General features: G+C 34.8%; 24 protein-coding genes. 9 read left to right on the top strand and 15 right to left on the bottom strand.

Annotated elements, in window-relative coordinates:
• Positions 1-4 precede the first annotated feature (4 nt).
• From PWP26_RS03055 to PWP26_RS03035, 5 genes are all read right to left on the bottom strand, one after another.
• The gene (locus PWP26_RS03055) at positions 5-541 is read right to left on the bottom strand and encodes an LptE family protein (protein WP_273010936.1); all 537 of its coding nucleotides are present in this window, start codon (positions 539-541) and stop codon (positions 5-7) included.
• Positions 498-3,083: a leucine--tRNA ligase gene (gene leuS, locus PWP26_RS03050; RefSeq protein ID WP_273010939.1), complete on the bottom strand. Its 2,586-nt coding sequence runs from the start codon at positions 3,081-3,083 to the stop codon at positions 498-500. Before leuS ends, PWP26_RS03055 begins: the two co-directional genes overlap by 44 nt.
• On the bottom strand, positions 3,070-3,279 hold the full coding sequence (locus PWP26_RS03045) for a ferredoxin (RefSeq protein ID WP_273010942.1): 210 nt from the start codon (positions 3,277-3,279) through the stop codon (positions 3,070-3,072). The genes leuS and PWP26_RS03045 overlap by 14 nt, the downstream gene beginning before the upstream one ends.
• On the bottom strand, positions 3,279-4,505 hold the full coding sequence (gene icd, locus PWP26_RS03040; protein WP_287568006.1) for an isocitrate dehydrogenase (NADP(+)): 1,227 nt from the start codon (positions 4,503-4,505) through the stop codon (positions 3,279-3,281). Before icd ends, PWP26_RS03045 begins: the two co-directional genes overlap by 1 nt.
• Positions 4,506-4,620: 115 nt before the next feature.
• Positions 4,621-6,975 (bottom strand): Lon protease family protein, encoded by a 2,355-nt coding sequence (locus PWP26_RS03035; RefSeq protein ID WP_301398938.1) that lies wholly within the window; start codon positions 6,973-6,975, stop codon positions 4,621-4,623.
• A gap of 221 nt (positions 6,976-7,196) precedes the next feature.
• Here PWP26_RS03035 and PWP26_RS03030 point away from each other — a divergent pair, with 221 nt between their 5' ends.
• A complete protein-coding gene (locus tag PWP26_RS03030; protein ID WP_211211349.1) occupies positions 7,197-7,610 on the top strand; it encodes a glycine zipper 2TM domain-containing protein in 414 nt (137 codons plus the stop codon).
• 18 nt (positions 7,611-7,628) lie between these two features.
• On the opposite strand, the gene PWP26_RS03025 is transcribed toward PWP26_RS03030, so the two are convergent.
• The 5 genes from PWP26_RS03025 to fbp are packed head-to-tail and all read right to left on the bottom strand — an operon-like array spanning position 7,629 to position 11,938.
• Positions 7,629-8,828 (bottom strand): pyridoxal phosphate-dependent aminotransferase, encoded by a 1,200-nt coding sequence (locus PWP26_RS03025; protein WP_301398937.1) that lies wholly within the window; start codon positions 8,826-8,828, stop codon positions 7,629-7,631.
• A 40-nt stretch (positions 8,829-8,868) separates the two neighbouring features.
• Positions 8,869-9,651: a TonB C-terminal domain-containing protein gene (locus PWP26_RS03020; protein ID WP_301398936.1), complete on the bottom strand. Its 783-nt coding sequence runs from the start codon at positions 9,649-9,651 to the stop codon at positions 8,869-8,871.
• 5 nt (positions 9,652-9,656) lie between these two features.
• Positions 9,657-10,058 (bottom strand): biopolymer transporter ExbD, encoded by a 402-nt coding sequence (locus PWP26_RS03015; RefSeq protein WP_287568013.1) that lies wholly within the window; start codon positions 10,056-10,058, stop codon positions 9,657-9,659.
• Positions 10,059-10,073: 15 nt separating this feature from the next.
• Positions 10,074-10,799 (bottom strand): YkgJ family cysteine cluster protein, encoded by a 726-nt coding sequence (locus PWP26_RS03010; RefSeq protein ID WP_038060990.1) that lies wholly within the window; start codon positions 10,797-10,799, stop codon positions 10,074-10,076.
• Complete coding sequence (gene fbp, locus PWP26_RS03005; protein ID WP_301398935.1) at positions 10,799-11,938, bottom strand: fructose-1,6-bisphosphate aldolase/phosphatase; 1,140 nt, start codon at positions 11,936-11,938, stop codon at positions 10,799-10,801. Before fbp ends, PWP26_RS03010 begins: the two co-directional genes overlap by 1 nt.
• 95 nt (positions 11,939-12,033) lie before the next feature.
• Here fbp and PWP26_RS03000 point away from each other — a divergent pair, with 95 nt between their 5' ends.
• The 8 genes from PWP26_RS03000 (at position 12,034) to dtd (ending at position 16,892) form a co-directional block, all read left to right on the top strand.
• Positions 12,034-12,330 (top strand): EscU/YscU/HrcU family type III secretion system export apparatus switch protein, encoded by a 297-nt coding sequence (locus tag PWP26_RS03000; RefSeq protein WP_038060994.1) that lies wholly within the window; start codon positions 12,034-12,036, stop codon positions 12,328-12,330.
• 65 nt (positions 12,331-12,395) lie between these two features.
• Positions 12,396-12,827 (top strand): glycine cleavage system protein H, encoded by a 432-nt coding sequence (locus PWP26_RS02995; RefSeq protein WP_273019919.1) that lies wholly within the window; start codon positions 12,396-12,398, stop codon positions 12,825-12,827.
• Positions 12,824-13,768 carry an ACP S-malonyltransferase gene (fabD, locus tag PWP26_RS02990; RefSeq protein WP_038060998.1) on the top strand — a complete coding sequence of 315 codons (945 nt, stop codon included), beginning with the start codon at positions 12,824-12,826 and terminating at the stop codon, positions 13,766-13,768. The genes PWP26_RS02995 and fabD overlap by 4 nt, the downstream gene beginning before the upstream one ends.
• A 74-nt stretch (positions 13,769-13,842) precedes the next feature.
• Positions 13,843-14,061 carry a ferredoxin family protein gene (locus PWP26_RS02985; RefSeq protein ID WP_028842998.1) on the top strand — a complete coding sequence of 73 codons (219 nt, stop codon included), beginning with the start codon at positions 13,843-13,845 and terminating at the stop codon, positions 14,059-14,061.
• On the top strand, positions 14,048-15,133 hold the full coding sequence (gene vorB, locus PWP26_RS02980; protein ID WP_287568016.1) for a 3-methyl-2-oxobutanoate dehydrogenase subunit VorB: 1,086 nt from the start codon (positions 14,048-14,050) through the stop codon (positions 15,131-15,133). The genes PWP26_RS02985 and vorB overlap by 14 nt, the downstream gene beginning before the upstream one ends.
• Positions 15,100-15,858 (top strand): thiamine pyrophosphate-dependent enzyme, encoded by a 759-nt coding sequence (locus PWP26_RS02975; RefSeq protein ID WP_287568019.1) that lies wholly within the window; start codon positions 15,100-15,102, stop codon positions 15,856-15,858. Before vorB ends, PWP26_RS02975 begins: the two co-directional genes overlap by 34 nt.
• Before the next feature lie 12 nt (positions 15,859-15,870).
• Positions 15,871-16,443: a 2-oxoacid:acceptor oxidoreductase family protein gene (locus tag PWP26_RS02970; protein ID WP_287568020.1), complete on the top strand. Its 573-nt coding sequence runs from the start codon at positions 15,871-15,873 to the stop codon at positions 16,441-16,443.
• The gene (dtd, locus tag PWP26_RS02965; RefSeq protein WP_287568022.1) at positions 16,440-16,892 is read left to right on the top strand and encodes a D-aminoacyl-tRNA deacylase; all 453 of its coding nucleotides are present in this window, start codon (positions 16,440-16,442) and stop codon (positions 16,890-16,892) included. Before PWP26_RS02970 ends, dtd begins: the two co-directional genes overlap by 4 nt.
• A gap of 67 nt (positions 16,893-16,959) precedes the next feature.
• Here the strand turns inward: dtd and PWP26_RS02960 are convergent, their stop codons facing one another.
• The 5 genes from PWP26_RS02960 to PWP26_RS02940 all read right to left on the bottom strand — a co-directional run bounded on the left by PWP26_RS02960 (position 16,960) and on the right by PWP26_RS02940 (position 24,321).
• Positions 16,960-19,071 carry an amylo-alpha-1,6-glucosidase gene (locus tag PWP26_RS02960; protein WP_301398934.1) on the bottom strand — a complete coding sequence of 704 codons (2,112 nt, stop codon included), beginning with the start codon at positions 19,069-19,071 and terminating at the stop codon, positions 16,960-16,962.
• 59 nt (positions 19,072-19,130) lie between these two features.
• On the bottom strand, positions 19,131-20,177 hold the full coding sequence (locus PWP26_RS02955) for a glycosyltransferase family 4 protein (RefSeq protein WP_301398933.1): 1,047 nt from the start codon (positions 20,175-20,177) through the stop codon (positions 19,131-19,133).
• 91 nt (positions 20,178-20,268) lie between these two features.
• Positions 20,269-21,477 (bottom strand): glycosyltransferase, encoded by a 1,209-nt coding sequence (locus PWP26_RS02950; protein ID WP_038061014.1) that lies wholly within the window; start codon positions 21,475-21,477, stop codon positions 20,269-20,271.
• On the bottom strand, positions 21,474-22,100 hold the full coding sequence (locus PWP26_RS02945) for a DUF5752 family protein (RefSeq protein WP_301398932.1): 627 nt from the start codon (positions 22,098-22,100) through the stop codon (positions 21,474-21,476). Before PWP26_RS02945 ends, PWP26_RS02950 begins: the two co-directional genes overlap by 4 nt.
• Positions 22,093-24,321, bottom strand: a complete 2,229-nt coding sequence (locus PWP26_RS02940; RefSeq protein WP_301398931.1) for a bifunctional alpha,alpha-trehalose-phosphate synthase (UDP-forming)/trehalose-phosphatase — start codon at positions 24,319-24,321, stop codon at positions 22,093-22,095. The genes PWP26_RS02945 and PWP26_RS02940 overlap by 8 nt, the downstream gene beginning before the upstream one ends.
• Between the last annotated feature and the right edge of the window lie 268 nt (positions 24,322-24,589).

Below are 24,589 nucleotides of genomic sequence, written 5' to 3'. Positions count from 1 at the left end.
GGTTTTATAGTTTCAACTCGTTAAACATTATGTCTTGAAGTATAATTTCAGCTAAATCTTGAGAAAGAAGTTTTAAGGCCTCTTCTCTACCAGGGTCTAAAAAATTAACCACCTGTTGTTGAGCTACACGATAAATCTCATAACGGCTAATCGGTCGTTTTAAAATAACCTTTCCGGTTTTTCTTTCGATAAGCTGATATTCTCCCTCAAAAAATATCTTTCTTTCTTTAGTAACCAAAAAAGTTTCATAAGAAATCGGATCTAAGTAGACCTTTTTCACCTCACCTTTTAAAATCAGATCTGCTTTTTCTTCATCATATACAGGAAGTAAAAACTGACCTTGTGCAAACTTATGTCTTAGGTAATAAGAAAGATATTCTCCCAAAGAAGTTTCAGAAGAATAGTTTTTCCACGGGGGGATATAAATAGTCTTCCAGTCTTCTTTTAAATATAAAGGGCGCTGGTAAAAACTATAACCACAACCTAAAAGTATAAAACTAAACCACAAAATTAATAAGTTTCTTAGGGACAAAAACCACATTTTTGATTGTTTTTCCTTCTAAATATTTTTTTACCTTTGGTCTTTCTTTTATCATGGCTTCTAACTCTTCTTTAGTAGCCTCAACCGAAACCTCTACTTGATCTCTCACCTTACCGTTCACCTGAACAACAAGCGTATAGGTCTCATCTATCAACCAAGCTTCTTCGTACTCAGGGAAACGTTCGCAGGAAATAAAAGTCTTATTTCCAAGCTCTTGCCATAACTCTTCTGCCAAATGAGGACATACAGGAGATATAAGTAACACCACCTTTTCTAGACACTCTTTTATTAGTTTTTTATGCACCATGTTGTTTAAATCCATTTCTTTTAGATAATCCTGAAATAGGTTTAAAAATTCCATGATAGCCGCAATCCCTGTGTTAAACCTGAGTCTTTTTTCAAAATCTTCAGAAACTTTTTTAATAGTCTTATGAAGTTTTTTTCTAAGAGGCACTAACTTGGGATCAAGATTTTTAAACTCTTCAGAGGAATATTCTATTCCTCTTAAGTCCTCTGCATATTCTAACACTAAATGATAAAGTCTTTTTAAAAACCTGTATGCACCTTCTATACCATGGTCACTCCACTCAAGGTCTTTTTCAGGTGGAGCTGCAAAGGAGATAAAAAGTCTTACGGTGTCTGCTCCGTATTTTTTAATCATCACATCAGGGTCTACTACATTACATTTACTTTTTGACATCTTTTCAAACTTACCTACGATGATTTTTTGATCACATCCTGGTTTTAAACATTTTCCCTCAGGAGAAACCTCTTCAGGATAAACCCATCCATGCACCGGACATTTATAGGTTTCTTTTATAACCATCCCTTGGGTAAGTAATTTTTTAAACGGCTCGTTTATCTTAAAATAACCAAGGTCTCTTAGAACTTTGGTAAAAAATCTAGCATAAAGAAGGTGTAAAATTGCATGTTCTATACCACCAATATACTGGTCTACAGGTAACCAGTAATGGATATCCTCTGGATTAAAAGGTTCAGGATAATCAGGACAGGCAAACCTTGCGAAATACCACGAAGACTCCATAAAAGTATCAAAGGTATCAGTTTCTCGTTTAGCTGGGCCTCCACACTTAGGACAGGTAGTATTAACAAAATCAGATAACAAAGGCAAAGGAGATCTCCCAGTAAAGTCTATTTGAACGTCTGTAGGTAAAACTACCGGAAGGTTTTCCAGTTTTTCAGGAACAATTCCGCATTTATCGCAATAGACCATAGGAATAGGACAACCCCAATATCTTTGTCTTGAAACTCCCCAGTCTCTAAGCCTGTAAGTTATCTTTTTTCGGCCCAAACCTTTTTCTTCGAGATAAGCAGTTATTTTACTTTTTCCTTCTATACTTGGGAGACCGGTAAAAGGTCCTGAATTTACCATAATCCCAGGTTTTTCATAAGCTTCTTTAAGGTCTTCAGGGTTTAAGTTCATACCCTCTGGTTGAATTACTATTTTTATAGGAAGATTATATTTCTTGGCAAACTCAAAGTCTCTTTGGTCGTGCGCAGGAACACACATAATAGCTCCGGTTCCATATTCCATAAGTACAAAATTGGCTGCATACACAGGAAGTTTCTCCCTGGTCAAAGGATGGATAGCATAACTTTCTAAGAATAAACCCTCTTTTTCTGCCATACCTGTTTCAATTTCTCTTCTTTCCTTCCTGACTTTATCTATAAACTCAGCTAACACCTGAGACAACCCTTTTTTTTCAGCTAATTTTTTAGCTAATGGATGTTCAGGGGAGAGAGAAATAAAGGTAGCACCATAAAGGGTATCAGGGCGGGTGGTGTAAACTATTAAGTCTTCTTCTATGTCTGGTAAAAAGAACTTTATTTCTGCTCCTTCACTTTTCCCTATCCAGTTCCTCTGCATTACAATAACTTTTTCAGGCCAGTATTTCTCAAGCTCATCAAGATCTTTTAAAAGTTCCTCAGCATAAGCTGTTATTCTTAAAAACCAACCTTCCATTTCTTTATAAGTGACCTCAGTTCCACAACGCCAACAACATCCATCCTCCACCTGTTCGTTAGCAAGTACCGTATGGCAAGAAGGGCACCAGTTAACCAACGAGGTTTTCCTATAGGCAAGTCCATTTTCATACATCTCGATAAAAAACCTTTGTTCAAACTTATAATAACTTGGGTCACAAGTAGCTAATTCACGTTTCCAGTCGTAACTAAAACCAAGTTTTTTTAACTGCTTTTTCATGTAGGCTATGTTATCATAGGTCCATTTAGCAGGATGAACCCCATGTTTTAAAGCCGCATTTTCTGCAGGGAGTCCAAAAGCATCCCATCCCATAGGATGAAGCACGTTATACCCTTTCATCCTTTTTACTCGGGCTAAAATATCACCTAAGGTATAGTTTCTTACATGCCCCATATGTATTCTTCCGGAAGGATAAGGGAACATTTCAAGAACATAATATTTAGGTTTAGAGGGATCGGTTTTGGCTTCAAAAACCTGATGTTTTTCCCAGAGTTCTTGCCATTTTTCTTCTATAGTAGAAAAATCATACTTTTTCATAAGAACCCCCTTCTACAGAAATAGCTTTTACAGGACAATTCTCTATGGCAGATATACAATCACAAGATTTACATCCCTCAAAATTATAAACCAAAGCCTTTCCTTCCGGACCCCACGTAAAAACCTCAGGACATATCTCTATACAATATCCACAGCCTATACAACTTTCTTGGTCTACTTCTAAGGAAGTAATCATTACATTTCTTCCTTGTAAATGTTTTCTACTATAGCTTCAGCAAACTCAGAACATTTAACCTCTTTGGCCCCTTCAAGTTGTCTTGCTAAATCATAAGTCACTATCTTTTGTTGAATGGTTTTGGTAAGACCTTTCCAAATAAGTTCAGCAGCCTCTTTCCATCCAAGATATTCAAGCATCATTTTTCCAGAAAGTATCAAAGAAGAAGGATTAACCTTGTCTAACCCAGCATACTTAGGAGCTGACCCATGGGTAGCCTCAAAAACAGCATATCCATCTCCTATGTTAGCACCAGGTGCCATCCCCAAACCACCTACCTGAGCAGCTAAAGCATCAGAAAGATAGTCTCCGTTTAAGTTAGGAGTAGCAAGTACCCCATAGTCCTCTGGTCTAAGTAAAGCCCACTGAAACATAGCATCGGCTATTCTATCGTTAATGATAACCATACCTTCAGGAACACCCTCGGGGAACCTTTCTTTTAGCTCTTCCTCTAATACTACCTTGTCTGGAAACTCTGCCTTAGCTACCTCATAACCCCAAGCCCTAAAAGCCCCTTCGGTATATTTCATGATGTTACCTTTATGCACCAACGTAACCGTTTTATATCCATTATTTAAGGCATACTGGATAGCTTTTTTTACCAACCTTGCGGTTCCAAACTTACTGATAGGTTTTATCCCTATACCTGAATCTTCCCTTATTTCCTTTCCAAAAGTCTCTTTGATAAACTCTATCAGTTTTTTAGCCTCAGGGGACTCTGCTGGAAACTCTATACCTGCATAAACATCCTCAGTATTTTCTCTAAAAACTACCATGTTTACCTTTTCAGGATGTTTAACAGGTGAGGGGGTACCAGGGATCCATTTTACAGGCCTTACACAGGCATAAAGATCAAGAACCTGTCTTAAAGTAACGTTTAAACTTCTAAAACCTCCTCCTACCGGAGTAGTCAACGGTCCTTTTAAAGCTACTACTGAACTTTTGATAATTTCTAAAGTCTCCTCAGGAAGATAGGTACCTGTCTCTTTATAGGCCTTTTCTCCTGCTAAAACCTCTTTCCATAAGATCTTTTTCTTACCTCCATAAGCCTTGTCAACCGCTGCGTTCAATACCTTTAAAGTAGCCTTCATTATATCAGGCCCAATTCCGTCACCCTCGATATAAGGAATTTCTGGATCGTCAGGTACGATAAGAGAGAAATTTTCACCAATTTTAATCTTAGCCATCCTGTCCCCCTTATAGAAAAATTGATTTTTTTTCAAATCTACCACATCTTAGTTAAACTAACAACTTTTTATCAACCTGATTTTAAACAAATTTGATTGAATACTTAAAAAAGAATTATTTTTTAGACTTTTTTGTTTTAGAGGTTTTTACCTTTTCCTTACTTAACTCGTAAAGCCTCTTAAGACCTTTACTAACCTCTTTATGAAAACTTTCAGGTTTTTTCCCGGTAAGAAGCTCCATCACATCGTCTATCGTTTCTACAGTATATACCTGAAAAACGCCTTTCTTTATATCTTCCAAAACTTCTTCGTCTAGAAGAAGATTATCAAGATTTTGACGTGGTATAATAACCCCTTGATTCCCTGTAAATTTTTTTACTTTACAAACCCTATAAAAGCCTTCTACCTTTTCTTTGATACCCCCTACAGGTTGAATATTACCAAACTGATCGATAGACCCAGTGATAGCAAGGTTTTGTTTGATAGGAATTTTTGATACTGCCGAAAGGATAGCCATAAGTTCTGCAGCTGAAGCACTATCTCCTTCTACCGGTTCATAAGCCTGTTCAAAAGTAAGGGTGCAAGAAAACTGAAGAGGAAAATTGGTACTATAACGATGGTAAAAATAAGAAGAAAGGATAAAAACACCCTTTGAGTGAATAGGTCCACTCATATCTATTTCTCTTTCTATGTTAACCACCCCTCGACTTCCAGGGAATACATTAGCGGTTATACGAGAAGGCCTACCAAAACTGTAATCTCCGAGCATATAAACGCTGAGTCCGTTTACCTGCCCAACCTTTTCACCCTCTACATCTATGATGATTTTTCCTTCTCTTATAAGCTCCCTTATCTTTTCCTCTATGATGTTAACCCTGTAAATTCGATCTCTAACAGCCTGTTTTATCTCTTTTTCTGTTATATATTGATTCGAAGAAAGAGTGTTTGCTTCTCTTAAAAGGTCGATTAAATTTTGTACGATTAAACTTATTTTCCTTTTATGTCCTGACTGATAAACCGCATATCTAAAGAGCTCGCTAAGACCTGAGCTATCAAGGTCTTTTAAACCTTCTTCTACTATTACTTTTTTTACAACCTTGGGAAATAAAGATACTAGCTCTTCATCTATAGAAACCACAGGTTCAAACTCTGCTTTAAGTTTAAAAAGTTGAGGAAACTCAGGATCATACAACATAAGAAGTTGGTAAAGGTAGGGATCTCCTATCAAAAAGACTTTAGCAGAAAAAGGCACTGGCTCTGGCAAAATACCTACATGAGGTACAGGGATCTCCTCTATCATACCCCCCATAAGATGAAGTTCTTTATGAAGAAGTGTTCTCTTTAAAAGAAACCATACATAGGGATTCTTCAACACCTCCCAAAGATCAAGAACTACATACCCTCCGTTAGCCTTATGAAGAATACCAGGAGCTAAACTTAGATGATCAGCATAAAGTATTCCCATCTCTGCCTTATAATTTATTTGTCCAAAAAGCCCTTTCAAAGTAGGTATTCTTTCATAAACTACAGGTGCACCCTTGGTTTCAGAATTATCAACCAGTACGTTTACCCTAAAAATGTTTAACGCACGGTTGATGTTATTCTGAACAATGACGTTACCTTTTAATTTTTCCCAGTCTATAAATAGTTGAATATTTTTAACAAGTTCTTGTTTAAAACTTTTTAAATATCCCTGAAAACCCTCTACCTCAGAAAATTCTTCTTCTAAAGTTTTACACGCTTTATCCACCAAACTTTCAGCAATCTTTTGTCTTAACTTTAAAAGGTTTTCTCCTAAGATATTATCGAGCTCTCTTAGCTTCCGTAGGTAATCCCTAAATTTAGGTTCAAAGGCCTCAAGGTTTTTATGATACTCTTCTCTAAGCTGAGGATTATTTAAAAGCTCTTCTTGAGGAAGAGAAGTTTGTACCTTAAAAAGAGGCATTAACCTTACCCCTTCAGGACCAAAAAGAACCATCAAATTATAAGATTTAGCCTCCTCCACTAATTGGTTTATTACTTCCTCTTTCTTTCGGTCGATTTCCTTGGTGATTGCATTTAACTCTTCTTCGTACTCTTTACCTTCAAAAGCTTTTATAGTTTCATTTTTTAAAAATTCTAAGATATTTTCTATATGCTCAGCCAATTTTTTTCCATAACCTGGAGGAAGGATCAAAACCTTCGGTTTATAAGGCTCTTGAAAATTATTTACATAACAGATGTCTTTAGGAGTAGGCTTAGAAGAAGCTATCTCTTTTAGTCTTTTTAATGTATATCTAGTCCTTCCTATACCATTAGGACCACAAACATAAACATTATAATCCTCTTTGTCGATGCTTAAAGCAAGGTCAAAGGTCTTTTCAACCCGTTTTTGTTTAAAATAACATTCCTCAACCTGAATATTCTCAGTGCCAAAAGAAAACTCTATTCCTATTTTTAGATCCCTTTCTTCAACCTTTCGCCAGCTCATAATAATAGAAATTTTAAAATAAAAAAAACAAAAGACAAGACTTTTAAGGCAGGTGTTTTACAAATATTATAAAATCTCGATTGGCCCCGCCCCATTAATCATTACCACCTTCTTTTCGTAAAAATTCGGAAAAAGGTGCTTTCTAAGGATTGACTTAAAAACTATAAAGTTTAAACTTTAATATTAAAGCAGCTTTATTATACTCTCATGAGGAGGGGATCATGAAAAACAAACTTATGCGTTGTTTGAGTTTTTTTATGGTTTTTTGTTTGATAGGGTATTTACTTACCGGATGTGTTCCTGAAACAAGTCAAAAAACTAAGGAAGGAGCTACGATAGGTGCTGTAGCTGGGGCAGTTTTAGGTGCCCTGATAGATAAAAACAATCGTTGGAGAGGAACAGTTATCGGTGGGGTTATTGGTGGTATCATCGGAGGGACGGCTGGAAGCATCATGAACAAAGCAGCGGCTGAGGCAGCTACTACAGGAAAACCGGTAGAATATGTTAGCGAAGACCAGGTCCAAAAGGTTTATGCTACCCCTATAGGGAAAAAGGACAACTGCGAACAAGTAAAAGTCCAATACTACGAATATGGAAAATTAGTAAAAGAAGAAATCAAAACAGTCTGCAATTAAAGTTTTTATCTAAACTTTCTATCTCAGTTGAGATAGGGCCTGCTTTATCCTATGGCAGGCCTCTTTTAAACTTTCTTCAGAGTTTGCAAAGGAAAGCCTTATAAAACGATCATCTCCAAAGGCTATCCCAGGAACAACAGCAACTCTTGCTTCATCTAATAGATATTCAGCTATATCTAAGGAACTACCGATGTCTTTTCCTTCTTTGTTTTTCTTTCCATAATACACTGAAACATCAGCAAAAAGATAGAAGGCCCCTTGTGGCTCGATAAACTTTATACCAGGAATTTTTCTTAGTTCTTCAGAAAGCACCTTTGCTCTTTTAGCAAAAACACGGCACATTTTTTCTACCTCTTCTTGAGAAGAGGTAAGAGCGGTTTCACAGGCTTTCTGGGCAAAGCTGGTAGCATGAGAAGTACTCTGGCCCTGTATGTTAGCACAAATTTTTATTATCTCCTTTGGTCCAACAAGCCAACCTATCCTCCAACCAGTCATGGCATAGGTTTTAGAAACCCCGTTTACTATAAAAACTCTTTCTTTAAAATCTGGTGCCACAGATAATATGTTTTTAGGTGGCGCAAAGTCAAATCTTAGTTTATCATAAATGTCATCACTTAGTACCCAAATGTCTTTTCCTCTTAACAATTCTGCAAGGTCTTTTAAAAATCTATCAGAGTAAATACAGCCTGTAGGATTTGAAGGGCTGTTAAGAATAATACCTACGGTATTAGAATTAATAGCTGCCTCGATATCACTGATAGATGGCTCAAAATTATTAGCCATGTCAGAGGGGATAAACTTTGGAGTACCTCCAGCTAACTCCACCATTGCAGGATAAGAAACCCAGTAAGGAGAAAGGATTAAAACCTCGTCTCCTTTATCAACCAAAGCTAATAGCAAATTAAAGATAGCTTGTTTTGCTCCTGTAGTTACCAATACCTCTTCTGGTGTATATTCAAACCCATAGTCTGCTTTTATCCTTTCACATATAGCCTTCCTTAAACTTAAAAGTCCAGGAGTTGGGATATACTTAGTTAAACCCTCATCCAAGGCTTTCTTACAACTTTCTTTAATGTAAGAGGGAGTGTCAAAATCTGGCTCCCCTGCAGAAAGATTAATCACGTCAATTCCTTGAGATTTCAAGGCTTTAGCCTTTGCATCTACCACTAAAGTGGCAGAGGGTTTTAAATTTTTGGCTCTTTCAGAAAGTTTAAACATAACGCTCCTCCGTAAATCTCTTTAATTTTATTTAAAACTCTTATTCAAGCTTTCCAACTCCTGTAGCTTTAAATTCTACCACTACTTGAACTGGTCTGTCAACAGGTAAGGGAGAGGCGGTTTTCAAACATCTTTCCACGGCAGAATTAAACTCCCCAACTGAAGATTTTTTGATAAAAGCATAACTTACCAACCTTCCGTCAGACCCTATGTTTATCCTTACCATAGCTGCTAAGTCCTTCTGAGTTCTTAGATAGATAGGAATTTCAAAATGGTTTTGCAACTTCCTTTTTATCAAAAGCAGATATTCTTGACTTAAAGCTTGACCACCTGCTTTAAAACCGTAGGTTCCCTGACCTAAAGAGTACCCTGTACTTCCACCAAGACTACCTTGCTGTTCTATCCTATAGCTTGCACTCACTCTTTCTTTAGCTCCCTTTTTTAGACTCGCAATCTTTTTGTTTAAAAGACCTAATTCTTCTGTTGTAGTTTCTACCTCTTTTTGTTTTGACTTTATGATCCTGGTTAATCTTTCTTCCAATAATTTCTCCTCTTTATTTTCTGTTATATCAAATTTTCCCTCCTTTTTAGATACTAAGTCCTTAGACAAAGTTCTGTCTTTTCCAAGCTCAGTTCTCTCCCAAGGTTCTGAATCTGGATGAACATTTAGATTTTTTGATGTTATAACATTAGAAACTAATTTTACTTTTAAAGTCTCAGGTGTTTTAGAAAAAAACTCAAGGTTAGAAAAAAGTAAAAATAAAAAACAAAAGTTTAAAAATAAAGAAAGAACATAATAACCCAAGTTGTATCTTATAAACATAGTATTTATTGTTGCTCAGATTGCGTTAACAATCCTAATTCTGAAAACCCAGCTTTTTTTAATTCAGAGAGTACCTTAGCTACTATGCCATAAGGGCAATCTTTATCAGCTTCTATCTGAATTTCTTTGGCTAACTCTCTTTGTTTGGCTTCTTCAGCCCATCTGGACAAAACCTCTAAACTTATTTCTTGTCCATAAAGCTTGATCTTTCCTTCTTTGGTAATGGTAATCTTAATTGGCTGAACTTCCTTTTGGGCTATAGGAAAATCTTTGGTTTTAGGAAGTTCTACTTCAATTCCAGAGGTCATAAGAGGAGCTGTTATCATGAAGATGATAAGGATCACCAAAACCACATCAACCAAAGGAATGATGTTTATTTCTCCCTGAAGGTCTTTACCTATTTTCATCAGACTACAAAGGTATTACCATAAGTTTTCTTCAGAAAGAAGAACATCCCGAATGTAAATTATTCCCTTTTCTAAAAGTTTTTCTTCAGGAAGTTCAAGATCATCTTTAGAAAAATCTGCTACCTCACCCTTCTTTATCATCTCTTTTAATTCAGGCAAATTATAAGAAAACAAAAATATAAGTTCAAGTACATCAGCAGTTAAAGGAGTGTCTATAAATTTCTGTCTTTTTGACACCACTTCAGCCCAAAGGTCATTATAGTATAAATATTCTTCTAATCCTTGCTCTTTAATATATTCCACAACTTTGATAACCCTAGGTTCATAATGACCTTTGCAATGGGTTTCTCTGATGATTTTAAAGATTTCCTGTTTTTCTCCTTTTTGGTCTTTGCTGATGTATCTTGCTAAAGGATAGAGCCTGCAAGAAGCAGGCCTATCCCGATAAACCTTACAACCTTCCTTTTCATCTAAAAAGGGACAAGCCATCGAATAGGGGTCCATGTTAACAGAAATAACCGGAAGTTGGGTCACCTCACCGATGTAGGCCTCTCCAAACTTTTCTACAAACTCCTCAACTGAGAGGTTTAATGCTTTTCTTAATCTTAAGAAATCATAGGGAGTAAGCACAAGTTTCACATCATAACAACAGCGGTTAAAACATACAATCCCTTTATAACAGGCAAACTTTATCTGGTCTTCAAGGGTAAAATCCTTAGGGTCAAAAATAAACTGATGCATTATTCTGCTATTTCTCCTTCAGAAGAAAATTTAGGTTTTTTTGTTTCTACCAGCTTAAACCTATCTTTTAGCTTTTCAAGCACCTTAGGAAGGGTGGTATACTCCATCTCTTCAGGAGGAAGTCTGTGAGGTTCAAAAATTCCTTGACGTCTTAGTATATTTGCCATCTTGTTACATTCTTCTCTTGCATGATCAAAGGCAGGGTCATCAAACAAGTCAGATGGTCCGATCAAATACCCATCTGCTATCTGATAACCCGCTGCTATCACACGAGGAGGCCCGTCAAACCTGGTGGGTTTAGCATTTTTAAAAGCTACTGGCATAAGAGGCCCGGTATGAGACCCTCTCATCCATCCTTCTACCAGCCAAGGCCTTGCAAAAGGCTCTAAAATCTCACCTATGGCTGGAAAACCGCTCTGAGCTCTAACGATAAGCACTGGGTCGTCTTTTCCCACATACCTTCCTGCCATAAAAGAAAGTTTCTGAGTAGAAGCAGCGGCTGCTATCTCTCCGTCAGATTTTCTATAGACAGCCCTTACTACATATCTGCTGGTAGCACCTATAAAAACCAAAAGGTCATAAAGTTCTTCAGGTGTTTTTAGTTGGATACCCATACCGGTATAGGCATCCATCACGTCGAAAATAAAACCTTCATGCATAGAAGGGTCTATCACCAGCCCTGCAGTGTTCATAGGGTCAGCAAACATCTCATAAAGTGGTAAGTTCCAGGCACTGGGAGAGGTTTTGTCTGCAAAAAACACAATAACAGGTTCGCTTTTCCTTTCTACAAACTCCATCTCTGCTATCCCTGGTCCCATTCCCTTAACATTACCTGAAAAAGCCTCAGCCAAAAGGTCTTGTCCTGCACCATACATCTTTAATTTTTTAGCAACTTCTGTCCCTTCTTTAAAAGCATTCCATGCAAGTTCATGAACCTCTGAAGAATCAACCCCTTTAGTATGGGTCATGACTAAAGCTATATCATCTCCGCAAACCAAAACAGAAACATCTCTGATTATCCCTTTATCTTTTCCATCTTCAGCTACTTCTTTAACCTTGGCAAGCACATCTTTATGAACAGAAGAATGACCTACGAACCCTCCGATATCAGCTTTTATAACTGATAATGTAAGCTTCATAGCAGCCTCCTTTACAAATTTTAATTTTTACCGAAAATAAATAAAATAAGATTTGAATGAATTATAGCACATACTCATAAAAATGTAAACCAAAAATGGAAGACCAAAACCACGAAAAAACAGCAGTAGCCCTTAAATATGAGCCAGGAGATGAAGCTCCTAAGGTAGTAGCCAAAGGGAAGGGGTATCTTGCTGACCTTATACTCGAGATAGCTAAAAACCATAACATCCCGATTAAAAAAGACTCTAAATTAGTACAACAACTGTATAAGATCGAATTAGAAAAACCTATACCTCCAGAACTTTATCAAACAGTAGCTGCTGTATTAGCCTGGGCTTATAATTTAAATCAAAAATTAAAAGAGAAATTTATCAAAAATTTTTCAAAATAAAGACTTGTCAATTTTAAAAAATTCGTTATAACACTCTTTTAATTACAATCTCACGGAGGTTTTTTATGTTTAAGGTTCCTGAAGATAGACTATATACCGAAGGGCATCTCTGGGTGAAAAAAAAGAAGAAAAAATTGGTAAGAATAGGTATTACTGAATATTTTATTTTAAAAAATATGGAAATAATCGATATTGACCTTCCTGAAGAGGAAGAAGAATTTGAAAAAGATGAAATTTTTGGAAGTATCGAAACTATAGAGCAAGTTTTCGACCTTTTAATGCCTGTTTCTGGTAAGATAGTAAAGGTTAACGAAAAAGTTTTAGAAGACATAGAAATTCTTAATGAGGACCCTTTTGATGAAGGATGGCTTATCGAAATAGAGATGACCAACCCGGCTGAACTCGAAGAGCTTTTGCCTCCAGAGGATTACGAGCTTCGGCTTGAAGATTTAGAAGATGTTGGACCAGAAAAATTTTTGGAGGAAGAAGAAGAATGATTGCCTGCGTTTTTCCTGGACAAGGATCTCAGTATATAGGAATGGGTAAAGAGTTTTACGAACATTTCGAATATATTAAAGACCTCTTTATCAAAAGCGAGGAAGTCACCGGTCTTCCTGTAAGAAAATTATGTTTTGAAGGACCTATGGAGGAGCTTACCCAAACAGAAAAACTTCAGGTGTGTCTTACGGTGGTTAACATAGCTTGTTTTAATGTGCTTTTAAATGAGGTTTTAGGTGGAAATAAAAGTCTGATTTCTTTTGTAGCCGGGCATAGTCTGGGTGAATACAGCGCACTTTTTGCAGCTGAAGTTTTATCCCTGGAAGAGGTTCTTTCAGCGGTCAAACTAAGAGGTAAGGTTATGCAAGAAGCTGCTGAGAAAAATCCTTCTGGGATGTATGCCATCATCGGAATTAACAGAGACGAGTTAGAAAAAACTATTCAACAGGTCAACGGGTTGATAGTCATTGCCAATTTTAACTCTCCTAAGCAATTGGTGGTAAGTGGAGAAGTTTCTGCTTTAGAAGAATTAGCGAAAAAAGTCAAAGAATTAGGGGCTAAGGCTGTTAAACTTAAAGTAAATGCTGGTTTTCATAGTCCTTTCATGAAAGAAGCAGAGGATAAACTTGCCTCTTATTTAGAATCTTTTTCCTGGAAAAATCCCAGAATACCTGTAGTAACTAATGTTTCTGGTAGAGCTGAAATCGAAGGGAAAAAACTTAAAGAACTTATGAAATCCCAGATTACTTCTTCTGTTAAATGGACAGACTGTGTTCAGTTTATGTTTCAGCAAGGAGTAAAAACTTTTATAGAAGTAGGTCCTAAAAAGGTTTTGTGTGGCCTTATAACTCAAACTTTAGAAAACCAGACTTTTAACTGTTTTAATCTGGAAAATTTAGAAACGTTACAAGCTTTAAAATTGGGTTTACAAAATACTTAATTGAATTATATTAAAACCCTTATATGAAGATAAGGGACGAGTACACAAGTAAATCTTAATTAGGAGGTACGGAGATTTTTAAGATAAAGATAGACGAAAACAGATGTAAAGCCTGTGGTTTGTGTATACATTTTTGTCCTAAACAAGTATTAGCCTTTTCTGAAAAAAGAAATCTTCAGGGTTATAAAATTGTTTATGCTAAAAACCCTGAAGCCTGTACTATGTGTGGTATTTGTTATCTTGTATGTCCAGATATAGTGTTTACAAAAGAGGATGAAAATGAAAAAGGATAAAAAAATCTTAGCTAAGGGTGTTGAAGCTATTGTATTTGGAGCTTTAGAAGCGGAATGTAAATGTTATTTTGGATATCCGATAACCCCTCAAAACGACATCCCAGAGCTTATGTCAAGAGAGCTACCTAAAAGAGGTGGGGTGTTTTTACAGGCTGAAAGTGAGCTTGCAGCCATCAACATGGTGCTTGGTGCCTGTGCTACTGGGGCTAGAGCAATGACCAGTTCTTCAAGCCCTGGTATTTCCCTTATGTGTGAATCTTTTTCTTATTTAGCGGCTCTTGAGCTTCCAGCGGTAGTTGTAAACGTAATGAGAGGTGGACCTGGTTTAGGAGGAATTGAAACCTCTCAGGGAGACTACTTTCAAGCAACTAAAGGTTCTGGGCATGGTGATTTTAGATTTTTGGTGTTAGCTCCTTCTAACGCTCAAGAAGCTTATGAACTTACTGCCAAAGCTTTTGAACTTGCAGAAAAATATAGAAACCCTGTGATGATTCTTTCAGATGCTATTTTAGGTCAGATGAAAGAACCTCTTGTTTTAAAAAAGTTAAAAATAAAAAAGTACCCACCAGAGACTTGGGCTTTGACCGGAGCTAAAGGCAGAAATAGCAGATTTTTTAGAAGTCTTTTTTTAGATGCTGAAGAACTTAGACAACATAACTTAAAGCTGATGAAGAAATACCAAACCATGCAAAAAGAAATAAGATATGAGGCAAAAGTTGAAGAAGATACTGAGGTCTTAGTCGTTGCCTTTGGTTCTATGGCAAGATTGGCTAATGAGGCTATCGAGGATCTTAGGAATAAAGGTTATCAAGTAGGATATTTTAGGCCTATTACTTTATATCCTTTCCCCTATAAAACTCTGAAAGAAATAGTAACTAAGGCCAAAAAACCTCTTAAAATTTTAGTGCCTGAACAAAACTGTGGGCAGATGTTTGAGGATGTGAAACTGGCGGTAGAAGGAAAAGCAGAGGTAATTTCTTTACCTTATCCTCCGAGCGTAGTTCCTTTTCCAGAAGACCTTAAAAAGGAGATTAAAAAATGTCTAAACCTTTCCAAGTCCCGAAAAGTTTAAAGAAAACACCTTTTCATTATTGTCCTGGTTGTCAACATGGCGTAGCTCATAGATTAGTATGTGAGGTAATAGACGAATTAGGTATCCAAGATAAAAGTCTTGCTATTTCTTCTATCGGATGTTCTGTTTTTCTTTATTTTTATATAGATGTAGACATGACAGAAGCCCCTCATGGAAGAGCCTGTGCTGCAGCTACAGGAGCCAAAAGAGCAAGGCCAGATTTAGTGGTGTTTACCTATCAGGGAGACGGAGATTTTGCTGCTATAGGTTTTAATGAAAGTTTTCAAGCAGCAGTAAGAGGAGAAAAAATCACCTCTATTATGATTAACAACACTATCTACGGAATGACCGGAGGTCAAGCCTCTCCTACCACCCTTCCTGGACAAAAGACAACCACCACGCCAGCAGGAAGGGATCCAGAAACCTTTGGGTACCCTCCTAAGATAGCTGAGATTTTGGCTACCCTTGAAGGAGTTGCCTATTCAGCCAGAGTAGCCCTAAACTCTCCTAAAAGGATTGTAGAAGCTAAAAGAGCGATCAAAAATGCCTTTTTAGCTCAAATAAACAATTTAGGATTTGGGTTTGTAGAAATTCTTTCTACTTGTCCTATCAACTGGAAGATGGACCCTGTATCTGCGGTTAAAGCTGTAGATAAAGTTATCGAATATTTTCCTTTAGGAATATTTAAAGATAAAGTAACTCCCTTTTTAAAAAATCAAAAATAAGGAGAGAAGACCTTGAGGTTAGAACTTATCATAGCAGGTTTTGGAGGACAGGGAGTTCTTTTTACAGGAAATTTAATCGCTCAAGCCTCTATGCTTGCCGATTATCACGTAACCTACTTACCGGTTTATGGTCCTGAAATGAGGGGAGGCACATGTAATTGTACTGTAATTATCTCAGACAATCCTATTGCCTCTCCTTTAGTTCTTAATCCTTCATTTTTGATCATACTCAATCTTCCCTCTTTTCTTAAGTTTATCCCAAGACTCAAAAATAAAGGTAGAGCTATCATTAATTCAGACTTAGTAAAACCTGAAAAAATTGACAACATAGAAGCCTTACAAAAAAAATATAAACTCTACTTTGTGCCAGTAAACTCTTTGGCTGAAAGTTTAGGTAAACCGATGTTAGCTAACATCTGTGCTTTAGGGGCTTTTTATAAGATTTCTAAAATTTTTTCAAAACAAAATTTTGAAGAAGCTTTAAAATATATGCTTGGAGAAAGTAAAGCTCATCTTATCGAGCCCAACTTAAAAGCCTTTGAGCTTGGTTCAAAATATATAGAGGAACACTACAAGATTAGATGAAGGCTGTTATCCAACGGGTTAAAGAAGCTTCTGTTTCTGTAGACGGAAAAATTATCTCTCAAATCAACCAAGGACTCTTAGTATTAACCTGTGTAGAAAAAGGGGATGATGAAAAAATTGTTGACTGGATGGCAGATAAAATCGTCAATCTAAGGATTTTCCCAGACCCTGAAGGTAAGTTTAACCTCAGTTTAAAAGACATAAACGGTGAGGTATTATTGGTTTCAAACTTTACCATATGCGGACAACTTAAAAAAGGTACACGACCTTCTTTTCACTTAGCAGAAGACCCAGCCCAAGCTGAAGCTATCCTGAAGAGTTTAGCTGAAAAAATCAAACAAAAAGGAATAAACGTAAAGGAAGGGGTATTTAAAGCCTACATGGACATTGCCTTAATCAACGATGGCCCTGTTACCATAATTTTAGAAAAATCTAACCAAAAACCTTAACCTTTATTTTAACCTTTATCTATTTTCAAGCTACATTTAGTTGTGTCTAACTCTGCAGGATAAATTGTCATTTTTCTACCAAAACTTTAACTTCACCTTCTTTATTTATTATGTTTATTCCTACATCGTTTCCGCAATTTTTAAGATATAAATCTACTTTTCCTCTTTTTATCTCAAAATTTTTTATCCACATTTCTTCTATAAAATCTGGAAGTAAGGGATGCTTAAAGCGAATTTCGTTTCCTTCTATTGCAAGTCCTAAACAACCTTGAAGAATTAAAAACACGGCTCCTGTAGACCAAGCCTGTGGATAACAAGCTACAGGGTAATAAGTAGGGCCTTCGTTAACTCTTCTCTCAAGTCCACAAAAAAGTTCAGGAAGCCTATGAAGTTTAAAAAAAATACTTGCTTCAAAAAGAGCGTTTAAAATTCTTAAAGCTTCTTGTTTAAATCCATACAAACATAGACCAAAAGCTATGATAGCATTATCATGAGGCCATACAGAACCATTATGATAGGAAAGAGGATTATATCTTTTCTCAAAAGAAGAAATCGTTCTTATACCCCATCCTGAAAAAAAATGTTTTTCAAAAAATAAAGAAGCGAGAATTCGAGCTTTGCTCATAGAAATAGCCTTAGTAAAAAGTAAATGACCTGCATTACTTGATCTAACTCTACAGGGTCTTTTATCTCCATCAAGAGCTAATACAAAACAATTTATTCCATCATCCCAAAATTTTTCCTCGATCAATTCTCTTAACCTTTCTGCTTCTTTTGCCCATTTTACTGCCAATTTTTCTTTTCCTAAAACTTTTGCAAGTTTTGATGCTTCTCTTTTGGCTTTATATACATATCCTTGAACCTCAACTAAAGCAATAGGTGGTTTTGCCAATTTACCATCTTCATAGAACACACTATCTTCCGAATCTTTCCATCCTTTATTGATTAAACCTTTTTCGGAAGGTACATACTCTACCAGTCCATCTTTATCTATATCTCCATACTTATCTATCCATGTTATTGCCATTTGAATATTTTTCCAGATATTTTTTATAAACTCTATATCGCCTGTTCTTTCGAAATACTTACTTGCTAAAATTACAAAAAGAGGAGTAGCATCTACACTTCCATAATACAAAGCATAAGGAATTTCTTTAGTTGCAGCCATTTCACCTTTTCTTATCTCATGCACAATTTTTCCAGGTTCTGCATCTTGTTCCCTATTAATCTTTTTCGCTTGATAATGAGCTAAAAAAGATAAAGTCCCTTTAGCTAAAGAAGGATTTATCCATAAACATTCTAAAGCAGTAATTATCCCATCTCTTCCAAAAACGGTATTAAACCATGGTATTCCAGCATATGGATAAGGTCCATATGGGGTTGTTGTTGTAAGCATTACTATATCTGCAAAGGACCTTTGTAGCCATCGATTAAATAGCTCATTTGAAGTATAAATCTTACAACTCTTATTCTCCCACTCTCTAAATTTTTTAGTTATATAATAAAGAGCTTTGTTATACGAAATCAGTTCAGAGTCTTCATTTTCTATTAAACATCTAATATACAAGTTTAAAACAACTTTTTCTTTTCCTCCTAAATTAAATAGATATACAGCTTTATTGGAAATAATTTGTTGAGGTAGAGGATCAAAGATTATATCAGTTGTTCTTAAAATATTATCAAGACCTCTATAAACAAACTTAATGCCATTTTTAATAGTCTTAAGTGGAAAGATCTTACCTCTTTGTCTTCTTTTCATTCCGCGAACTTCAAATACATCAGCAAAATCACTGTTAAAGTAAAAACTAATCTCTATTTTAACAGGGTCAAAAAAATAGTTTTTTATCCATATTTTTTCATAACAACAATTTTGATACAAAAATTTATTTCTTAAAATATGTACTGTTCCCTCTGGGATTATAACTTCTTCATTTCTTATAATTTTAGGATTAGTTAAATCTACTGTAAAAAGAGAATTATCTTCTTTAACAGCTGAACTTAAAAGAATAGGAAGTTGATCAAAAAGATAAAACTTATGACATGAAAGAAACCTTGTCCCTTGATAGTAAATACCTTCTTCAAAATTTCTTTCAACATCAATGTTTCCATAGGCGTCAAATATGGCAAAACTTTCTTCATGTTTAAGTGTATGAGTCTCTACTTCAAGCTTTCCTTTCATTATTTTTTCTTCCAGTTATCGTTTTATAAACACAACTTTATAAACACAACTTGGTTAAATTAAACTGCTCTTTTATAAACCTCTTTAAAAATTACTCGTTGATAAACATTTAAATATTCTTCCGCCATTCTTCTTGCAGTAAATCTTTCTTCAAAACTTTTTCTACAATCTTCTCTATTTAAGTTTTTAACTTCCTCTAAAAAATTCACTGCTTCTTCTATGGTTTCAACTATAAACCCTGTTTTTCCGTGTTCTATAATTTCTGGAACTGAACCACATCTCCATGCTACTACAGGAGTTCCGCAAGCTAAAGCTTCAATCATAACTAATCCAAAAGGTTCAGGCCAATCTATAGGAAATACTAAAGCATACGCATTTCCTAAAAACTCATTTTTCTCTTTTTCTCCTATCTCTCCAATAAATTCAACCCATGGGCTTTTTAACATAGGTTTTATTACTTCTTTAAAATAAGTTTCATCAGCCTTATCAACTTTAGCAGCAATTATTAATTTCATACCAAATTTTTCTGCAATCTCAATAGCTCGATCAGGTCTTTTTTCAGGAGAAATTCTTCCTAAAAAGGCTAAATAGCTGCCATGCTGAGGTTGAAATTTATAAAGATCTTCTGGTAATCCATGATAGACATTGGCTACCCAATTTAACCATGGCAAAGGCTTTCTTTGTGAATAAGAAATAGAAATAAAAGGAGCATTTTTAAAAATCTTAAAAAACGGAACATATTCTGAAAGATTAAGTCTTCCATGTAGAGTATTAACAAAAGGAAGATTATACCTTGTAGCTAAAGGAAGATGTAAATATTCTGTATGAAAATGAATAACATCAAAAAATTTTGCTCTTTTTAAAACTTCTTCTATCATGTAAAGATGCCAGATTAACGGATCTTTACAGGTTTTATCAAATCTTAAAGAGTTTGGACAGATAGGAATTAACTTTGCTTTAGTTTTTGAATCTCCACTTGCGAAAAGAATCACTTCATGTCCCATTTTTACAAGCTCTTCGGTTAAGTAAGAAACAACCCTTTCTGTTCCCCCGTATAACTTTGGGGGAACACTCTCATATAGAGGAGCTACTTGAGCAATACGCATTTTTTCCTCCCTTATCTAGGAATTGAGCTTTTTAGGATTTTTTTAAGATTAAAAATAATTACTCAAATTCTAAAAACAAGAGTGAATCCTTTTAAAATTTAAAGTTTAAAATTCTTGAGATTATTAAACAATAATCCCTTAAATGGCGAATGATTAAAAACCTATGTTTTACTCTTTCTTTACCATAGTATCCCATTTCTTTTCTAAAATATTCATTAGCAAGAAGTTGTTTTATTCGCATTGCTAATCCTTCTACACTGTTTATTAAATATCCAGTGATACCGTGTATTATTTGTCTTTTTATCCCACCCACATTAGATCCAATAACTGGTTTTTCTTTCCACATTGCTTCTGAAACAACAAGCCCAAAACCCTCTTTTAAAGATTTTTGAACAACAACTGTTGCTCCTCTTTGAAAGGCATTTACTTCTCTATAACTATCAGGTGGGAGATTTAAAACAAACACCTCTTTATCATCTGAAGTAAGGTTTAAAAGTTCCTTATACACTTCCTCTCCTTCTGGATCATCTTCTGCGAAAGAACCTACAAGAGCAAGCTGACAATCGTATTTTTTTCTTACGATTCTAAAAGCTGATAATACTCCAAAGGGATCTTTTAATCTGTCAAAACGAGAAACCTGAAGAATAAAAGGTTTTTCTGGATCTATCCCAAATTTGGTTAAAGTTTGAAAAATTTCTTCTTGAGACAATTCTATGTTTTTGGGATGTAGAGGGTCTATCGAAGGAGAAATTATATAAGTAGGAATTTCTATCCTTTCATAAACAAATTCAGGCATATGAAAAATACAAACATCATAAGCGTTTAAAAAATTTTCAAGAAAGTTCCAAGCATTGGGATCAGGACTCGAAGTATCTATGTGACATCTCCAGATCCATTTTTGCCCTGGCAATTTTTTAATCACAAGACCCATAGGTTGAGGATCATGAATGAAAACTACATCATAGTTTTCTGTGTCTATTTCTTTAAAATTTTCATAAGTGATTTTTAAATAATAAACAATCTCTTCACTCCTGATTTTTTCACCATATCCTAAGTGAAGTAGGTTGTGAAGTTTTTTGGTAAAAGAAAAAAACTTTTTGTCTCCCTTAAATACCTTCCAGTCTGTTTTAACTCCAAGTGCATTCATAAGAGGAACCATTCTGTGTAAAATTTCAGCAACACCACCACCTTTATAAGTAGAGTTAACATGAAGCACTTTTACCCCATTCAGTTTCTTACTTAAAATAAACAACTCTTCGATCGTTTCTTCGCTTACAAAGGGTATGTATTCCTCAATCATTCTTTTTCTTCCAAAATTTTTATTATATTATTTTTTATCTCATACAGGTTCATAACATAAACATCTAATTTGTTTATTTTTTCTGCTTTTTTAACTTCTCCTAAATTGGTAAGCCAGGCAGAATAGTCATTTATAAGGGTTTTGTTTTCTATTCTTGAAGTTACAAGATGATAAAAAACAGAATTTATGCTTGATTTTTTAATTCTCTCTAAAAACTCATCTAAGTTATTAGCAACATCTACACCCTCTATGATTTCTCTTTCAGCTTTGATAAAATAAAAAGCTTCTTGTCCACTTTTATCTTCCGTTGGGTTGTAATTTTCTTCAAGAGTTTGAACAAGAACATTCCTCAGTTCTTCTAAATCGTAGTATTCTAAGGGATCAATTACAGAGAGTTTTTCTGCAAGTAAAAGATGACCGTTTTTGTATAACCAGTAGGAAAAGCTGTTGTTATAAAAAGTGGGTAAATTGTGATAGTTAAAAATGTTTATATACAAGTGGTAAAAGATAGAAAATTTATCAACTGTTTTAAGTGCCTCTATAAACTCCTTTATAGAATAAACCTTTATTCCTGTATACTGAGGAATCCAAAACTCAGACTTAAACACAAAAGGCTTATTCATTGGTTACCAAAGCATTTAATAATTTTCTTACTTTTAAATAAGATTCTACACTGTATTTAGCAAAAGACTTTCCAATTCCTACTTTTATGGTGATAGCATTTTCAGGAAGATCTCTAAATAAATCTTCATCTGTGGTATCATCTCCTACTGCAAAAATAAAATCGTAGTTTTTTTCCTTTAAAAATATGTTAGCAGCTATTCCCTTGTTTATTCCTGCAGGTCTTATTTCAATCACTTTGTTCCCTATTATTAAATTAAGATTTAAATTACTTGTTACCATCAAAAGTTCGTCAATTAGTTCTGCTACTCTTAAACTTGCTAATTCTTGATCTGCATTTCTGTAATGAAAAACTATAGAAAATTCTTTCTCTTCAATAAAAGATCTTGGTAATCGATCTACATAAGTTTCCAGAATGTTTTTAATCTTTTCTTTGAATTCTCTTACGAATTCTTGAGGAAGATGTAAAAGTGTTTCCCAATCCTTGTTATATTTTTTTACGAACATTCCATGCTCAGAAATAAAGTTAAGCCTTATTCCGTCAAACCAGTTTACTAAATCTTCTTTTTTTCTTCCAGAGATAATTACTACATCAGTATTAGGAATATTAGAAAGTGCTTTTAAAAGATTTTTTAACTCTTTATCTGGGGAAGCTAAGTGAGGGTTACTTGCAAAAGAAACCAAGGTTCCATCATAGTCCAAGAAAAGTATTCGAGAAGACGCTTTTTCGAAAGATTTTTTAATTTGTTTTATTACTTCGGTAGTTAATAACTTGGTTTTTAAAGCTATTTTTCTTTCTTCTACGTCTGTTAAAGTATAGAAAAAGTCTTTTCCCCACTTCACTATGTCGTACCTTTTTAACCTTTCTTGCATTATTCTAATTCTTTCTCTTTGTTCTTCTTCTGAAATTTCAAGAGCGTTTTCTATGGCATAAGAAAGTTCACTGATAGAATTTGGATTTACGATAAAGGCTTCCCCCAACTCCTTTGCAGATCCTGCAAATTCTGAAAGAATTAGAACACCTCTTTGGTCTTTTCTTGAAGCTATAAACTCTTTAGCAATAAGGTTCATACCATCCTTTAAAGGCGTAACAAGTATTACATCAACTGCTAAGTAATGAGTAACAAGTTCCTCAAAGTTAAGAAATCTATAGTAATACAAAACCGGAATCCAATCTATCTTGCCAAATTTTCCGTTTATCTCACTTACTTTTTCTTCTAATTGTTTTTTCATTCTTTGATAATGTTCTACCCCCTCTCTTGAGGGAACAACAACCATAATCAAAACAACTTTTTCATGAAGATCTGGTCTTCTTTTTAAAAGTTCCTCATAAGCCAAAAGACGATTATAGATTCCTTTAGTATAATCAAGCCTATCCACTGAAAATACTATCTTCTGATTTTTAAATCGTTTTTTGATTTTGTTAACTAATTTTTTAATTTTTACTTTCTCGCAGGCATTATGGAATAAATCAAAATCGATTCCCATAGGAAAGGTATCTACCTTAATAACCCTTTCCTGATACATAATCTCTCCCATCTTATGATCTATACCCAACGTACGAGAAAGGGTTCTTAAAAAATTAGCAGTGTACTCGTAAATATGAAAGCCTATCAAATCACAACCCAAAAGACCTTCTAAGAATTCTTTTTTCCATGGAAGCTGCATAAAAATCTCTGGAGGAGGAAAGGGAATATGTAAGAAAAAGCCTATTAAGGTATTAGGTGCTTCCTTTTTTAACATTTGAGGTAGAAGCATAAGATGGTAATCGTGTATCCATACTACTGAATCTTCAGTAACGTGTTTTAGAGTTTCTTCACAAAATATTTCATTTACAACGATATAATTTTTCCAATAACTTTCATCATATACCGCATAACTGGGAAGACTGTGAAATAGAGGCCAAAGTATTTTGTTACAAAAACCATTGTAAAATTTTTCTAACAATTTATGAGAAATAAAAACAGGATAGCAATTAAGTTTTTTAGCCTTAGTTTTTACTAACTCAAAATTTTTTTTATTCAAATTGGCTCCTGGCCATCCAATCCATACATAATTTTTAATCCCAGATTTTTTTAAAAAAGTCTCAATCCCAGAAACTAAACCCCCAGGACTTTTAGAAAGACTTAAGTCAGATTTTACAGAAAAAGGCAAACGATTAGATACTATTATCAATTTTTCAAACTTTCCAAAAATATCTGGTTTTTTTCTAAAAATATCCATAGAAATGTTTGTCAAAAAATCAAAAATTTGATTTGAAAACTTAAAAGAACAAATTTTTAATATCTAATTATTAACATAAAAAAAACTTTTAGTCAAGTTTAAAAAGATGGTAGTGTTTCATTAATTGTGTCTAAATCTTAGGGGTAAAGGGCTCCCCCCCTCCTGGTAAAAATGATAGAGTTAAACTCAAAATTTAAGAACGAGGAAAAGCCTATGAAAGACTTAAAAGATATGTATAATTTCATTGAAAATGAAGTTAAAAAAGTAG

Origin of the sequence: Thermodesulfobacterium sp. (assembly GCF_030445475.1) — a bacterium.
Classification (GTDB): Bacteria; Desulfobacterota; Thermodesulfobacteria; order Thermodesulfobacteriales; family Thermodesulfobacteriaceae; genus Thermodesulfobacterium; species Thermodesulfobacterium commune.
The sequence above is the reverse complement of the archived record's forward strand: the minus strand, read 5'-3'. Positions and strand labels throughout refer to the sequence as shown.

Coding starts and splice junctions, on each gene's coding strand:
- PWP26_RS03055 (WP_273010936.1), bottom strand. CDS start 541: ATGTGGTTTTTGTCCCTAAGAAACTTATTAATTTTGTGGTTTAGTTTT.
- leuS (WP_273010939.1), bottom strand. CDS start 3,083: ATGAAAAAGTATGATTTTTCTACTATAGAAGAAAAATGGCAAGAACTC.
- PWP26_RS03045 (WP_273010942.1), bottom strand. CDS start 3,279: ATGATTACTTCCTTAGAAGTAGACCAAGAAAGTTGTATAGGCTGTGGA.
- icd (WP_287568006.1), bottom strand. CDS start 4,505: ATGGCTAAGATTAAAATTGGTGAAAATTTCTCTCTTATCGTACCTGAC.
- PWP26_RS03035 (WP_301398938.1), bottom strand. CDS start 6,975: ATGAGCTGGCGAAAGGTTGAAGAAAGGGATCTAAAAATAGGAATAGAG.
- PWP26_RS03030 (WP_211211349.1), top strand. CDS start 7,197: ATGAAAAACAAACTTATGCGTTGTTTGAGTTTTTTTATGGTTTTTTGT.
- PWP26_RS03025 (WP_301398937.1), bottom strand. CDS start 8,828: ATGTTTAAACTTTCTGAAAGAGCCAAAAATTTAAAACCCTCTGCCACT.
- PWP26_RS03020 (WP_301398936.1), bottom strand. CDS start 9,651: ATGTTTATAAGATACAACTTGGGTTATTATGTTCTTTCTTTATTTTTA.
- PWP26_RS03015 (WP_287568013.1), bottom strand. CDS start 10,058: ATGAAAATAGGTAAAGACCTTCAGGGAGAAATAAACATCATTCCTTTG.
- PWP26_RS03010 (WP_038060990.1), bottom strand. CDS start 10,799: ATGCATCAGTTTATTTTTGACCCTAAGGATTTTACCCTTGAAGACCAG.
- fbp (WP_301398935.1), bottom strand. CDS start 11,938: ATGAAGCTTACATTATCAGTTATAAAAGCTGATATCGGAGGGTTCGTA.
- PWP26_RS03000 (WP_038060994.1), top strand. CDS start 12,034: ATGGAAGACCAAAACCACGAAAAAACAGCAGTAGCCCTTAAATATGAG.
- PWP26_RS02995 (WP_273019919.1), top strand. CDS start 12,396: ATGTTTAAGGTTCCTGAAGATAGACTATATACCGAAGGGCATCTCTGG.
- fabD (WP_038060998.1), top strand. CDS start 12,824: ATGATTGCCTGCGTTTTTCCTGGACAAGGATCTCAGTATATAGGAATG.
- vorB (WP_287568016.1), top strand. CDS start 14,048: ATGAAAAAGGATAAAAAAATCTTAGCTAAGGGTGTTGAAGCTATTGTA.
- PWP26_RS02975 (WP_287568019.1), top strand. CDS start 15,100: ATGTCTAAACCTTTCCAAGTCCCGAAAAGTTTAAAGAAAACACCTTTT.
- dtd (WP_287568022.1), top strand. CDS start 16,440: ATGAAGGCTGTTATCCAACGGGTTAAAGAAGCTTCTGTTTCTGTAGAC.
- PWP26_RS02960 (WP_301398934.1), bottom strand. CDS start 19,071: ATGAAAGGAAAGCTTGAAGTAGAGACTCATACACTTAAACATGAAGAA.
- PWP26_RS02955 (WP_301398933.1), bottom strand. CDS start 20,177: ATGCGTATTGCTCAAGTAGCTCCTCTATATGAGAGTGTTCCCCCAAAG.
- PWP26_RS02950 (WP_038061014.1), bottom strand. CDS start 21,477: ATGATTGAGGAATACATACCCTTTGTAAGCGAAGAAACGATCGAAGAG.
- PWP26_RS02945 (WP_301398932.1), bottom strand. CDS start 22,100: ATGAATAAGCCTTTTGTGTTTAAGTCTGAGTTTTGGATTCCTCAGTAT.
- PWP26_RS02940 (WP_301398931.1), bottom strand. CDS start 24,321: ATGGATATTTTTAGAAAAAAACCAGATATTTTTGGAAAGTTTGAAAAA.